The organism is Paenibacillus sp. yr247, from assembly GCF_900103825.1.
Taxonomy (GTDB): domain Bacteria; phylum Bacillota; class Bacilli; order Paenibacillales; family NBRC-103111; genus Paenibacillus_E.
In genome coordinates, this window is sequence record NZ_FNIF01000019.1 from 54,144 (window position 1) to 67,247 (window position 13,104).

Annotated in this window: 18 protein-coding genes and 1 pseudogene; 8 read left to right on the top strand and 11 right to left on the bottom strand. The window is 46.6% G+C overall.

Features of this window, described 5'->3' with window-relative positions:
* Positions 1 to 38 precede the first annotated feature (38 nt).
* The 3 genes from BLT91_RS22740 (at position 39) to BLT91_RS22750 (ending at position 1,781) form a co-directional block, all read left to right on the top strand.
* Positions 39 to 245, top strand: coding sequence for a hypothetical protein (locus BLT91_RS22740; protein ID WP_090825315.1), 207 nt, complete (start codon positions 39 to 41; stop codon positions 243 to 245).
* Between the two features lie 84 nt (positions 246 to 329).
* The gene (locus tag BLT91_RS22745) at positions 330 to 941 is read left to right on the top strand and encodes a superoxide dismutase (RefSeq protein ID WP_090825219.1); all 612 of its coding nucleotides are present in this window, start codon (positions 330 to 332) and stop codon (positions 939 to 941) included.
* Between the two features lie 156 nt (positions 942 to 1,097).
* Positions 1,098 to 1,781 (top strand): Crp/Fnr family transcriptional regulator, encoded by a 684-nt coding sequence (locus BLT91_RS22750; RefSeq protein ID WP_090825221.1) that lies wholly within the window; start codon positions 1,098 to 1,100, stop codon positions 1,779 to 1,781.
* Positions 1,782 to 1,794: 13 nt separating this feature from the next.
* Here the strand turns inward: BLT91_RS22750 and mutY are convergent, their stop codons facing one another.
* Positions 1,795 to 2,919, bottom strand: a complete 1,125-nt coding sequence (gene mutY / locus BLT91_RS22755) for an A/G-specific adenine glycosylase (protein WP_090825223.1) — start codon at positions 2,917 to 2,919, stop codon at positions 1,795 to 1,797.
* A gap of 123 nt (positions 2,920 to 3,042) precedes the next feature.
* Between mutY and BLT91_RS22760 the strand changes: the two genes are divergently transcribed.
* From BLT91_RS22760 to BLT91_RS33065, 3 genes are all read left to right on the top strand, one after another.
* Positions 3,043 to 3,591 carry a hypothetical protein gene (locus tag BLT91_RS22760; protein WP_175532472.1) on the top strand — a complete coding sequence of 183 codons (549 nt, stop codon included), beginning with the start codon at positions 3,043 to 3,045 and terminating at the stop codon, positions 3,589 to 3,591.
* A gap of 19 nt (positions 3,592 to 3,610) precedes the next feature.
* On the top strand, positions 3,611 to 3,883 hold the full coding sequence (locus tag BLT91_RS22765) for a hypothetical protein (protein ID WP_090825228.1): 273 nt from the start codon (positions 3,611 to 3,613) through the stop codon (positions 3,881 to 3,883).
* Positions 3,884 to 4,038: 155 nt separating this feature from the next.
* Positions 4,039 to 4,575, top strand: a complete 537-nt coding sequence (locus BLT91_RS33065; RefSeq protein WP_254777082.1) for a c-type cytochrome — start codon at positions 4,039 to 4,041, stop codon at positions 4,573 to 4,575.
* Between the two features lie 7 nt (positions 4,576 to 4,582).
* Here BLT91_RS33065 and acpS read toward each other — a convergent pair whose 3' ends face one another.
* Positions 4,583 to 4,969 (bottom strand): holo-ACP synthase, encoded by a 387-nt coding sequence (gene acpS, locus BLT91_RS22775; RefSeq protein WP_090825229.1) that lies wholly within the window; start codon positions 4,967 to 4,969, stop codon positions 4,583 to 4,585.
* Positions 4,970 to 5,176: 207 nt separating this feature from the next.
* On the opposite strand from acpS, the gene BLT91_RS22780 reads away from it, so the two are divergent.
* Positions 5,177 to 6,154: an aldo/keto reductase gene (locus BLT91_RS22780; protein WP_090825231.1), complete on the top strand. Its 978-nt coding sequence runs from the start codon at positions 5,177 to 5,179 to the stop codon at positions 6,152 to 6,154.
* A 110-nt stretch (positions 6,155 to 6,264) separates the two neighbouring features.
* On the opposite strand, the gene nadE is transcribed toward BLT91_RS22780, so the two are convergent.
* The 9 genes from nadE to BLT91_RS22825 all read right to left on the bottom strand — a co-directional run bounded on the left by nadE (position 6,265) and on the right by BLT91_RS22825 (position 12,373).
* Positions 6,265 to 7,074: an ammonia-dependent NAD(+) synthetase gene (gene nadE / locus BLT91_RS22785; protein WP_090825233.1), complete on the bottom strand. Its 810-nt coding sequence runs from the start codon at positions 7,072 to 7,074 to the stop codon at positions 6,265 to 6,267.
* A gap of 173 nt (positions 7,075 to 7,247) precedes the next feature.
* Complete coding sequence (locus BLT91_RS22790) at positions 7,248 to 7,685, bottom strand: BrxA/BrxB family bacilliredoxin (protein ID WP_090825235.1); 438 nt, start codon at positions 7,683 to 7,685, stop codon at positions 7,248 to 7,250.
* A 127-nt stretch (positions 7,686 to 7,812) separates the two neighbouring features.
* Positions 7,813 to 8,205: a DUF3905 domain-containing protein gene (locus BLT91_RS22795; RefSeq protein WP_090825237.1), complete on the bottom strand. Its 393-nt coding sequence runs from the start codon at positions 8,203 to 8,205 to the stop codon at positions 7,813 to 7,815.
* The gene (locus BLT91_RS22800; protein ID WP_090825239.1) at positions 8,202 to 9,089 is read right to left on the bottom strand and encodes a prolipoprotein diacylglyceryl transferase family protein; all 888 of its coding nucleotides are present in this window, start codon (positions 9,087 to 9,089) and stop codon (positions 8,202 to 8,204) included. The genes BLT91_RS22795 and BLT91_RS22800 overlap by 4 nt, the downstream gene beginning before the upstream one ends.
* A gap of 67 nt (positions 9,090 to 9,156) precedes the next feature.
* Positions 9,157 to 10,023 (bottom strand): polysaccharide deacetylase family protein, encoded by an 867-nt coding sequence (locus BLT91_RS22805; RefSeq protein ID WP_090825241.1) that lies wholly within the window; start codon positions 10,021 to 10,023, stop codon positions 9,157 to 9,159.
* A gap of 202 nt (positions 10,024 to 10,225) precedes the next feature.
* The gene (locus BLT91_RS22810; RefSeq protein ID WP_090825242.1) at positions 10,226 to 10,912 is read right to left on the bottom strand and encodes a PspA/IM30 family protein; all 687 of its coding nucleotides are present in this window, start codon (positions 10,910 to 10,912) and stop codon (positions 10,226 to 10,228) included.
* 3 nt (positions 10,913 to 10,915) lie between these two features.
* Complete coding sequence (locus tag BLT91_RS22815; protein ID WP_090825244.1) at positions 10,916 to 11,371, bottom strand: PspC domain-containing protein; 456 nt, start codon at positions 11,369 to 11,371, stop codon at positions 10,916 to 10,918.
* Complete coding sequence (locus tag BLT91_RS22820; RefSeq protein ID WP_090825246.1) at positions 11,340 to 12,035, bottom strand: PspA/IM30 family protein; 696 nt, start codon at positions 12,033 to 12,035, stop codon at positions 11,340 to 11,342. The genes BLT91_RS22815 and BLT91_RS22820 overlap by 32 nt, the downstream gene beginning before the upstream one ends.
* A 41-nt stretch (positions 12,036 to 12,076) precedes the next feature.
* Positions 12,077 to 12,373, bottom strand: coding sequence for a LiaF transmembrane domain-containing protein (locus BLT91_RS22825; protein WP_090825248.1), 297 nt, complete (start codon positions 12,371 to 12,373; stop codon positions 12,077 to 12,079).
* Between the two features lie 432 nt (positions 12,374 to 12,805).
* On the opposite strand from BLT91_RS22825, the pseudogene BLT91_RS33070 reads away from it, so the two are divergent.
* Positions 12,806 to 12,877 (top strand): annotated as a pseudogene (locus BLT91_RS33070) (hypothetical protein); the annotation flags it as partial.
* Positions 12,878 to 13,104 lie beyond the last annotated feature (227 nt).

The window sequence follows — 13,104 nt, forward strand, 5'->3', positions numbered from 1 at the left end:
GTAATTTCGGATTTTATATAAGAATGCGAGGTGAGACAATGTCAAACAAAGATGAATCCACGTCACACTACCCACGGAATATTCGTGATTTTCAAGAATTGAGTTCTATGAAACCTAGTGAATGGACGGAGATCGAACTCCGCTTTAATCATAGGGCAATGAGTGACTTATCCCCTTGGCTCAATGAGCAAGGAACCCATATCCACAGTCAAATCATCCAGGAAATTGAGCGTCGCGGCGTCTGACTTAGTAAACACACATGTTGCTTTATTATCGAAATTCCTTCATAATGAAGTTGAAACTACATAATTTTAGGAGGTATTTATACAATGGCACATCAACTACCAGCTCTTCCGTACGCGAACAACGCACTCGAGCCACACATCGATGCAAAAACGATGGAAATTCACCACGATCGTCACCATAATGCCTATGTAACTAACTTGAATGCCGCTCTGGACAAACATCCTGCTCTGCACGAGAAATCCTTAAACGACCTGATCGCTGATCTGAACAGCCTTCCTGAAGATATCCGTACTGCCGTTCGCAACAACGGTGGCGGACACGCGAACCACTCCCTGTTCTGGGAAACAATCGGACCAGAAGCTGGCGGTGCACCTACAGGCGCACTAGCAGCAGCTATCGAGAGCGAGCTTGGCGGCTTTGATAAGTTCAAAGCAGACTTCGCTGCAGCAGCTACAACACGCTTTGGTTCCGGCTGGGCATTCCTAGCTGTCGACAAAGCCGGCAAACTGAAAGTATACAGCTTGCCTAACCAAGACAGCCCGATCATGGAAGGCGAAACGCCGATTCTTGGTCTAGATGTTTGGGAGCACGCTTACTATCTGAACTACCAAAACAAACGCCCTGACTACATTGCAGCGTTCTGGAACGTTGTGAACTGGTCTGAAGTTGGCAAACGTTACGATGCAACGAAGTAAGATTTAGTGAAAGCGGCCCTCCGGGGTCGCTTTTTTTTGCTTATTTGAGGTTCAGGTTAGGGATTAAGACAATATGTTGGAAATTGTTTACGCTTTTTCGGGAAAGTAGTACGATATAGTTAACTAATTTTAATCCCGAAATGAGATGAGAGACTGTTGAAAACAATCGTTCCATTACTCCAAAATGTCCCCCTGTTTCAAGAACTCTCAGAAAAAGATCTACTGGGGCTAGCCCCCTTATTCTCGCTAAACAAGGTAAAGAAAGGCGAAATTCTTTTTGATGAGGGGGATCAGGGCGAGGAATTATTCCTAATTGAATCCGGTGTCGTTAAGATTTATCGCTTGGATGAAGCCAAGGAAGTTACGCTTGCTTTATTTAGTGAAGGGGATTTCTTTGGCGAGATGGCATTGATTAGCGCCGGGCTTACAAGATCAGCAACAGCTGAAGCACTTGAAGCTAGCACACTCTACGCTTTGAGCCGATCAGACTTCTCCCAATTCATGGAAAAGAGCCCTAAGCTATGCTTAAAGCTTTTGGAAACTACAATGGAACGATTACGCAAAGCCAATGAACAGATCTATGATCTAACGTTTTTAGGTGTCCGATCACGCATTATGAAGACGATCCTCCGTCTGTCTGAACAGCATGGGACGCCGACCGCAGATGGTTTGCTTATTAATCTGAAGCTAACACATCAGCAGATGGCGAATATGGTTGGAACTGTGCGGGAATCTGTGACGAAGGTGCTTCAAGAGCTGCTGGATGATGGAATTATTCAAATAGATAAGAAGATGATTACCTTGATTAAAGTGGATGAGATTAAGCGGGAAATCCGCTGATTTGAAACTTGTTTTATTCGGACGCCTGCTCCTGCCACTCCTTCATAATCCGTATGAACACATTCGGAAAAGCGTATTGATGAAGCTCTTCCGGACCTACCCAGCGATAATGAAATGGGATCCATTCCCCCCCATGGCTTGGGCGGCTCGCTTCACCTAGCTTCGCGCGGTATACTTTCATTTTCCATACGATATGACTAAAAATATGCTCTGTATCCATGAACCACTCATCAGGTTGGATAACAATTTGTTCCTCATCAGCAAGGATTTGGCGGAGCGCACTCCTATTATCCTCATCCGAATGCCATCCCTCAGACTTCCATGCCACATGCGGCAGCTCCCACATACGGGCGAGCAAGCCCTCTTGCGGGCGTTGTCTGATCAACCATTTCCCTGCGTTTTCACCTGTTCCTTCTATGAAAGCCACTGCTCGTAGTTCCTGACGCGGCGGTTTGGCTTTCTTTTTGATGGGCAGGGCCTCTTCCATACCGGCTTCCCGTCCGGAGCAATGTGCCATGACAGGGCACGTCAGACAGTGCGGCGATCGAGGCGTGCACACCATTGCCCCAAGCTCCATGAGCGCTTGATTGAAGTCACTTGCTGTTCCTTCTAAGATCAGTTCACGCGCCAGCTTCTCCATGATCGTCCGAGTGGCTGGCTTCATAATATCTTCTTCAATGAGAAAAAAACGCGACAGCACTCGCATAACATTGCCATCCACCGCCGGTTCCGGCTTATTATAAGCAATGCTCAGGATCGCTCCTGAAGTATAAGGTCCGACACCTTTGAGCGAGGAAATTTCCTCCTTATTTTGAGGGACGATGCCGCCATATCGCTCGTGAACTTCTCTGACTGCGGTTTGTAGATTTCTTGCACGCGAGTAATAGCCGAGTCCTTCCCACGCTTTCAACACGTTCTCCTCCGGCGCAGTCGCCAAAGCTTCAACCGTTGGAAATTGAGCGACGAATCGATGGAAGTACGGAATGACTGTATCTACCTTAGTTTGCTGCAGCATGACTTCGGAAATCCATATATAATAAGGGTTTTTGCTTCTTCGCCATGGTAAATCCCGTTTATGTGTCTGATACCAATCCAGTAGATTTCTTGAAAAATAGGACTTCTGTTCTTCGCTGTACATGAGCTCTCCTTCTCTATGGGGCATGTTCCAGTTATAATGAATGAATGGACATGTCTCCATTATACGAGAAGTGTGGAACATAAAACTAGAGGTGAATGTATGCAAAGCAATAGGCAACAGGATTTGGAAAATAAAAGAAAAGCCTGGATTAGTGAAGCTCGCGCGTTAATCCCGCTGCTATTCATATGGGGCGCGGAGTGGGTGTTCAGCGCGCTTGTGGATATCGCGATTTACTGGCTCGACTTGGATTGGTTGAAGCAAGCCGCATTCATCACAGCGGTCGTTGCGAGCTTGATTCAAGTATGGAGCTTGCGGAAGGATTTCCATGCGGAGGATGAAAAACAGGGCTTACCTGATCGAAGCGGCTGGGGACATCCCGCACTTCTGCTGCTGCCAGGCGCGATGCTTATTGCAGCGGTTGCTCTGCTCCAGGCCATTGGCGCAATCGGGCCTTTATTTACGCCTGTACTGCGAGCATTCATTCTCGCTATCGGGTTCGTGCAGGTCGGACTCCTGCTGGGAAGACCGCTGATTTATCTTGGCTTATGGCTGTTCGCCCTATCTGCCATGATGGGCATGTGGTATTTGGGTTACTCCGCTGTTGTGCTCGAAGGAATGGGCGGCATTAGCCTTATTGTATGCGGGTATATGCTTCGTGTTTGGGGACGATAAGAGCTGTACGGGAGAAACTATGGCGGCTAATTTGGTTAATAGTCAATCCATAGAGACCAATCATTCGCCACCAATGCTCACCTGCGTTAACTGGAACATGTGCAGGTATTCCTCTAATTACGCATTCAGCGTAAAGGCAAATTCACTAGGTAATGCTTTCAGCGAGAAGACAATATTGATGCTCAACGCATCCAGTGAGAAACATGTAAAAAGTGCAGCTAAATTCCTCAAAATCAACAATCTGGAGAGGGATCTTGCAAAAAGTGCAGGTAATTCCGCGATCTCCAGCTAATTTAGACGTAATGGCCGAAATTTGATGTACAGAATACATCATTACTACAAAAATTAGGAAATAAGCAATTATTTGCTGTAGTTTTTGCATGATTCTTCGAATCCACTCCTCATAAGCGCCTTAACACAATCGGTCAGACGTCAGGCTTCACTTATGTGGTTCAAATCTGCATTTCCCAACGTTTAGCAAAGTTAGAACAACCCGAGTATAGGAGGAAGCTCGCAATGGAACAAAGCAAAGAGACTTGCGATTCCGCAAGCCTGAACATACATACGAAGCCGGACGAGCAATCCGGCATTCCCTCAAGACCGCCGCTGCGCGCAGCATGGCGGCAGGTGATCGGCGCATTTGTCATCACGCCGATGGTGCTCGCGCTGGCCGCGTGCGGCGGTGCTTCGGGTGGCGGTGCTACCCCGAAGCCTCCGGCCGCAACTGCGGCTGCCGAGAGCAACCCTTCGTTTGTGAAGGCGCAGGAGCTGTTTACAACGAACAAGTGCATCAGCTGCCACGGTGTTGATCTGGCGGGCAAAGTCGGCCCTAAGACGAATTTGCAAAAGGTTGGCAGCAAGATGAGCAAAGAACAAATCACGAACCAAATCAAGAATGGCGGAGGCGGCATGCCTGTCTATAAAACCACGCTATCCGAAGAGGAAATCGGGCTTCTTAGTGACTGGCTCAGCTCAAAAAAGTAGAGCCGCTTTAGAGCTGTTCAGCGATTGCATAGGCGGCAGCCATCGATTCCGTATGTGTAATGCTAATATGGATGTTGTGGCTGCCTCTTAGGCCTGCCCGCTGAAGAGCATCCTCGCTCACACGGCATATCGGTTTGCCCAGTTCATCCGGCAGCACCTCTACGTCTTGAAAGCCGATTTGCTTGCCTATGCCGCAGCCAATTGCTTTGACAATGGCTTCCTTTGCCGCAAAGCGGCCAGATGCAAACTCCGCAAGTCGGCCTCGCCGTCTATGCGCCAGCTCTCTTTCCGAAGGTGTCAGAATCCGCTCTAGAAACCTTTCTCCTGTAGACCCCTCCAGTATTTTGCGCAGTCGCGCGATTTCAACTAAATCCGTTCCAATTCCAATAATCATAGATGGTGAGCCCCACTTTTCTTGCAGCGTTTTGCGTACAATTTACATGATTCCTAGCTTGCGGTCAAGGGTTTGCACCTGCTTTACGCCGCTTTCACCTAGGACAGCTTACTTCAAGGTAAGTAAGTTACACTATTTTCAGTTCTTCTGTCCAGCTTTATGTCAGGTTATACTGGATTTAGATTTAAATGCTGGGAGGCCAATAAAATGAGAATAATGCCACTTGAGAAACGTGGAATATCGAATAGCCGAGTTGTTTTTGGATGCATGGGAATTGGCGGGGAATGGACCTCAGCACCTGCTACCAAGGAAGATTACCTCATAGCTGAGAAAGCTGTGGAAGCTGCATTATCCATTGGAATTACGATGTTCGATCATGCCGATATTTATAAAAGAGGTAAATCAGAGTCTGTTTTTGGAGAAATCCTCAAAAAAAGACCCGATTTGCGCGACCAAATTATTCTTCAATCCAAATGCGGCATTCGTTTTCAAGACGATGTAAATCCACAGCGCTTTGATTTTTCCAAAGGCCACATCATAAATTCCGTTGATGGCATTCTCGGGCGCCTAGGCGTGGAACATTTGGACGTTCTACTGCTCCACCGTCCAGATCCGCTCATGGAACCGGAAGAAATCGCTGAAGCGTTCAACCAATTGAGATCAGCTGGAAAAGTGCGTCATTTCGGTGTATCCAACATGACATCCGCACAAATGCGATTCATCCAAAATTCTCTTCCGGTACCGCTCGTTGTGAATCAACTGGAAATGAGCTTAGCGAGTTTAGACTGGGTCGAACAAGGTATTTTGGTCAACCAAAAGGCTGGCGTGGGCATCAATTTCGCCGATGGCATACTCGAACATTGCCAAATGGCTGACGTCCAAATTCAAGCTTGGGGTCCTCTTGCTCAAGGCAAGTTCTCAGGAAGAGTTATCGAAGATGCACCTGACACGATTAAAAAGACAGCTGCTCTCGTACAAAAAATGGCCAACGAGAAAGAGTCAACACCTGAATCCATCGTTCTCGGTTGGTTAATGAAGCACCCTGCTCGCATTCAACCGGTGATCGGCACATCTTCGGCTGAGCGTGTTCTAGCTTGCCAAGATGCTGTGCGAATTTCCGAAATCATGACCCGCGAAGAGTGGTACACTCTGCTTGAGAGCTCCCGCGGTGCACGCATGCCATAGTTTATTTTTAATTACGATGATAACCCCCGATCTCTTCTGGCTGGGGGTTATTTTAATAAAAAAGCTGAAAGACCTCATCTATGAACAGTCTCTCAGCCTATTCGTCATACTTAAATACCCGGAATCGGGATGCGTTTATGTTCCGTTTTCAGATACTGCTTCTCCAGCTTCTCCTGAACAGCGGCATCGATTTGTTTGCCTTCCAGGTAGTCGCTGTTGTCGCCATATGTAATGCCGAGCTCGTTCTCGTCTGTTTGACCTTCCCAGAGACCGGCAGTTGGGGCCTTATCCAGCACGCTTTGCGGGACGCCCAGCTTCGCGGCAAGTGAACGCACTTGGCGCTTGTTTAGTGTGCTCAGGGGCGTGATGTCGACCGCTCCATCACCATATTTGGTGAAAAAGCCAGTGATCGCTTCGGATGCATGGTCTGTGCCGACAACGATCAGGCCCAATTCAAAAGCAAGCGCATACTGCATGACCATTCGCGTCCGCGCTTTGATATTGCCTTTGCCGCCGCGGCTTACATGCTGGTGAACGCCGATATGCTTGAGGCCATATTCGACTTCAATGGCGATCTCGTCGACGGCTTCTTCAATATTATTCTCGATTTGATACTTCAAATCGAAGGCTTTTGCCACCGCATAGCTGTCCTCGATATCAACTTGCTGACCGTATGGCTGGAACACACCGACGGTTTTGTACTCGGTGCCCTTCTCCGCTGTCAGCTCGTCCGTCGCTTGCTTGCATAAACCCGTTGCCACTGCGCTATCGATTCCGCCGCTAATGGCAATTAGCAGGCCTTTTGCTTTCGCGCCAAGCACATAGTTTTTGAGAAAGTCCACGCGTTTGCGGATTTCTTCATCAATATCAATTTCCGGCTTAACGCCGAGCTTTGCGATAATTTCTGCTTGCAAACTCATGAATCTCTCCACCTTTTCTATAGTTTGAAAACATTCACTCTTTAAGCATAAGTATAGACTTTCGTTCTTGAAATTTCAAAGGTCAATCGCTCACCCTTTGCCTAAAAAAAAGAAAAGGCCCACTTTGCAAATGCTGCAATGAGGGCCTATATCCTAATGATTAGTGCAATTAATTATTTACAGTATTCATTAAAAGCACCGATCAAGTCGCCAGCGATCATATCTGCGGAGCGATCTTCGATTTGGTGACGTTGAATGAAGTGAACGAGCTCACCATTCTTAAACAACGCAATGGATGGGGATGAAGGCGGGTATGGCGCCAAGAATTCACGCGCTTTCGCTGTTGCATCCTTCTCTTGTCCAGCAAACACCGTGTATGTGTACGTTGGGAGTGTTTCGTTTTGAAGTGCTTTTGCTACACCTGGACGACATTGACCAGCAGCGCAACCACAAACAGAATTAACGACAAGCATCATTGTGCCATCCTTAGACTTCTCAATGGCTTCTTCAACTTGCTCTGGTGTAAGAAGCTCCGTAATACCCAGACGAGTCAAATCTTCTCTCATCGGTTTAACCATATCTTTCATGTAAGAATCAAAAGACATTGCCATATGTGCCACCCCTTAGGATTTAATAGTTAATAATAAAACGTAATTGGTATTAGTTCTATTATACATCCGTTAGCATCGAAAGCAAAGTACAATGTATCTGCTTGTTCAAATAGAAATAAAGCGAAAGCTATGCTTCCGCCTCATCTTCTTTTTGATTGATCTTTTCTTTGTACGGGTCGTAGGAAACATTTTTATCCGGATGCATGAAGATACCGCTTTGCGGTACGATGCCTTTTTCAAAATAATCCCGATTCTCTGCGCTTTGGAACCCAATATCCTTATAAGGATGAACCCATTCATCTCCAGCCATGACCTCAGGATCGGTCTCTGCCGTCCATTGCTCAAGCGGGGAATTGTCGGATTCATAATCATGATCGCCTATAACGACGCCGTGTTCGTTCACAAAAGGATCTCGCGGGCCGCGCCCCTGCTCGAATTGCGGCAGAAAGTTAATTTCGAATGGATCGAGATCGCTTTGGTCCTTAGCTGATTTGGTCTTTTTATTCTTGTCCTGGCTCATGTCGAAGGTCTGTTGGGGCCATCCAGTTTCTTATCAACAAAGCCCTCTTTTCCTTTTGGTGCTGCGGCCTTTTCACGTTCTTTGTTCTGCTGTTCTTGCTGGACTTGCATTTTGGAATCGTTTTGACTCATAATACTCAGCTCCTTTCTGCTAGTATTATGTGTCAAAGCCCCCAGGAGCATTCCAAACACAAGCATGAAAAGAAATAATAACTGTGGAAAACTGAGATAAAGCGGTGTCGATTTCGAAGCAGCAAAAAAGCTGGCCAGCATCCCTGAAGCGCCGCCGTAAAACAGCGAATTTTTAAACAAAATACCTTGTCCAATCGTTAACTTACGAGTCTCAGTAATTTGCTGCCAGATAAGCAATGGAACAAGAAGCAGTGAAACATAAGCGTGATAAGGATGAAATCGAGATATCGTTCCTTCGACACTGATGCCCCAAGATAAGTTTGTAGGCAATCCGTATGCCGGAATCAGAGCACAAAATAAGAAGGCAGAGGCGCTAAGTCCAATCGCCAAAACATCCAGAACAATGAACAGTGAAATGCGATGTTTACGAATTTGATAATACATGTAACCGCAAGCAAGCAGCAGACCTAGCGCAATCTCCGTGGCAGAGCCAGATACCATAAGCAGTTTCAGCGGATTTGTCCACACTAAGGATGGCTGCGTTACAATGATCCCTAGCCTCCAGGTTAACAGAACGATAATAACCCCGTTAAAAATAAGTTCGTCAATTAGCTTCGCTTTCTCGATTTGAGTATCGTAAGGCAATCGCTGTGTTGATCTCCGCATTAACCATATACCCAAAGCACAAGCCAGCAGCAGTGCCAGTAATCTCCCTTGCAGTTGGAGCGGTCCAATCTGTAACACGTCAGGCATAGATTACGCCAGCCTCTCTCTTTTCAATTACCTTCATCGTAATCAATCTGAGAGGGTCTCGCAACCGTTATGGCTCCAAAAATTGAAACGTGAAAGAGGATTTTTTCAATTTCTCAAAGCGGAAGCCGGCTGCTTGCAGCTTTTTGATCACGATGGGCAGCGCTTCTATGGTTGTCGTCTTGTAGGTGTTATCGTGCATGAGTACGATAATACTCTTCTTGCCGCGGCTTGCGCTTAGAACGGAGTCGATAATCATCGCCTTGTCCTGCACAGGAGCAGCGGCATCTGTTGAGCTTACGTTCCAGTCAAAATACTGGTAACCCTCCTCTTTCACTACGCTTGCCACTTTACTCATAATGCCTCTGCCCCCAGGTTTCCAGCTCAAATGATTATTCGACCCGCCCGGAAATCGCAAAATATCGGGACGATAACCAATCGTCTCCTCCAAAAGCTGATCCAGCTTTCGCACATCCTTCATAAAAGCTTCAGGTGATTTGTAAATACGATTATAATCATGCGAGTATGTATGATTCCCAAGTGCGTGGCCTTCTGCCAGGATTTCCTTATAAAGCGTTCTTCCCTCACTGGTGTCCGAGCCTACAACAAAAAAAGTGGCGGTAACTCCGAAGTTTTTTAAAATACGAAGAATCTTCCTCGTGCTCTCAGATGGGCCGTCATCGAAAGTGAGGTACGCAATTTTACCCGAAGAACGGATATGTGGAGGTCCGGTGTAGAAGTGTTGGGTTTCCACAATCATATCCTCGGAGTTGGTCGCTGAGGATGTTGTGTTAGCTGCTGGAAGTGGAACTGTTTCAATAGTTAACGGTTTAAGCAATTGCTCGGTATCTACCTTTGTAGTCGCACATCCCATTAAGCTAAAGCCGATCCATACCAAAGTTACATGGACGCCTGTTTTTCGAATCATTTTACCCATACCAAGTTCCCCCTTACTTGATCAAAACCACCTTACTTGGATTACGAACCCACTTGTCCATCGCTCCGTTCTTATTATGGCTTCCTTTGCTTTCGACATTAAACCCAATATTTCCCGGGAAATTTGTAGAAATGGCGCTTGCTGCGTCTAAATAACGCGAAAAAGCCCCTCACAAGGAGGAGCTTTCGTTATAACTCATACATTACTCAGATTCTTTACCGTTTAACTTCTCTTTAAGCAGATTCAACTGCTCATCAACTTTGGCTTGCTTCGCAACATCAACCGGTGTGTAGCTGCCCACTGTACCTGCTGGCACGTAAGGTTTGCGAGCGATTTCCGCCTCAACTTCCAGTTGAATGATTTTCTCTTCCATACGTTGGAAGCCGCGGGATGCGCTGCCGCTTTCAATAACGCCGTTGTAGGATACTTGAGCCATCTGCTTTTTGGCTTTTGCCAGCTGAGCGCGGGACACAAGTTCATTGCGTTTGTTGCGCATTTTATAGAATTCATCTTTCATTTCGTGCAGCTGCCCAGTTAATTCATCAGCATGTGCTTTGGCAGCAGTGTGTAAATCCGTGTATTCCACAATTTTATCTTCGTGGTACAACTTTTCTTCAACAGCTTGGCGAGCGATAGCTTCTTGGCCGTTTTTGATCGCTGTGGAAGCTTTGCCTTCACGGTCAGCCACAAGGCGTACGGATTCTTCAAGACGTTGTTTCAGCTTGCGCTCACTCGCAATTTGTCTAGCAACGGTAACTTCGGCCTGCGCAATTTCTTGCTCCATATCGCGGAGATATTGATTCAACATCACGATCGGATCCTCGATTTTATCTAATACCTCGTGAATGGATGCTTTTGTCATATCTTTCATTCTTGTAAATACTCCCATGGTTTACACGTCCCCTTTGTTAATATCAATTGGTTTTTCAAAACGAGCGACTTTGGCTCTTAGTTCTTCCACTTCTCTTTGCAGAGCTTTCTTTTCAATGTCTTTCATCATCTCATCGATGTTGTTTGTTTTGCCTGCATCATACGAAGCATTATAGCCCGTATGTTGCTCAGGCACATGGTTAGGGTACGGCTTGTGAGCGTTCCAACCTCCGCCATTATAGCCTTGGCGGCCATATGAGCCGGCATAAGGATCAAATGGAGGTTGATCGTAACCAGGTTCCTTTGGAATGACAATCGCAGCTATGAAATAGATGAAAATAACCGTTCCTCCGGTAAAAAATGTGGTGATTACAACTAACAAACGTAACAGCGTTGCATCTACATTCATGGTCTCGGCGAGTCCGCCGCATAAACCGGTAACTTTCTTATCTCTTCGTGAGCGGTATAGTTTGCTCATTATGGATTGTTCCCTCCTGCTTCAGTCTATGTCTTAGAGCTTCCATTTCAGCATCTACAGCCGGGTTGCCTCCGCTATAATAGCTTTCTCGCCCCATACGTCTTACATCTCGGAGCGTTCTTGCATGCAGCTCCATATCGGATACGCGCTCTTCCAAGCGGCCGAACATCCGTGGTGCCGCATCCTGTGTCACACTGCTGCGAGCATGCAATCTTTGCTGCAAGCGGGCGGATTCCATTCGGGCTAAGTAGTAACTGCGTTTGTCTGCCACTTCTTTGTAATCGGCTTTCAGCTGCTGCAGCTCCTCATCCAGATCAAGGATAGATTGCTTAGCTTGCTCATACAATTCATGATATTGCTCGCTCTTCTCTTCGGCTTGCAGCTTCTCTTGAAGCACGATCCTTGCCATATGTTCTTCGCCAGCTTTCAAAGCCAGGAGCGCTTGGTGCTCGCGCTTCTCTTTGGTTTCCAGCGCCGTTAGATATTGCTGCCGGAGCGACGCTGCATGGCTTACGCATTGCTGGTATAACCTCTCCGATTGCTGAAGCTGCTCACGCTGCGCTGCTAAGTACTGGTCAATTAAGCGAACCGGATCTTCGGATCGTTCCAAATGTTCATTCAGTGTTGCCACGGTAATGTCTCTCATACGCCTAAATAGGCTCATCTCTCATACCACCTTTTTCACTCTCTGTATTCGTTCCCTATCTAAACGGTTCTTCTTGTCAACATCGAAACACCGTAACCAATCAGTCCGATCGCTAACAGAATGATGATCCAACCTGCTAATTTACCAATCAGGATGATACCGCCTATCCCTGCAATAATCCAACCGAATTTGCTGCCGTTCTGAATTCCTACATAACCTAGACCAACCATTCCAATCGGAATCAAGTAGCCCATCACCGAGCCCATAAAGGGTCCCATGTGAATGCCTAGCTTATTTAACAGAATCAGTGCACCGAATGCGATTAACAGAGCGGCTAAGCCCGTATTTCTTTTCATCGTTTCGTCACCGCCTTTCGTTGTTTGCTGTTCACTTGTTCATGACTTTATTCTAGGTAATAATGAAGCTTTCCAAAACGGACTAGCGACGGTATTTGTTCCTAGACCTTAGTCGGGGCGCAACTCAGACCTGTGGGAAGCTCTAGTGTTAATACGACAAACGGCAGCGTATAGCAAAAAGACTGCCATATGGCAGTCTTTTATACAAAAAATCAATAAAGTGTCAGTTAGCTGCTGATACATAAAATAGCTAATGATCGGGAAGGGGTGTCGGACGAATGCCTTCAGTGGTTTACGGAGGTATAAAATCAATAGTGTGAATACGGGTTCGAATGTCCAGATCGGAGATACCGCCATTATTACACTTTCAAGCAATGCCAATTCTATGCGGGAGCCAACTCGTTCTCCCCCGGGGATAGCTTCGGAAGTCTTCAGAATATAATCGGCAACACGAATACCATCGATCCAGATCTCATTGATACCACTGAGAATAATGTTGTGTAATTATTATTTCCTGTTTGCGAACTGTAGTAGCCCGGGAAGGTTTGGCGCCCGGGCTTTAGAATATCGAAAGACTAAACAGCCGCCCTGCGCAGCAATCCATACGTTGCTGTCAAGTAGACGACAACCAAAAGTACCATCCACCAGAATAGCTTCATATAATGATGGACAAGCCACTCCAAGATACCACCCCGCAGCCGAAAGTGCGATGCTAATTTGAAATGGTGCAG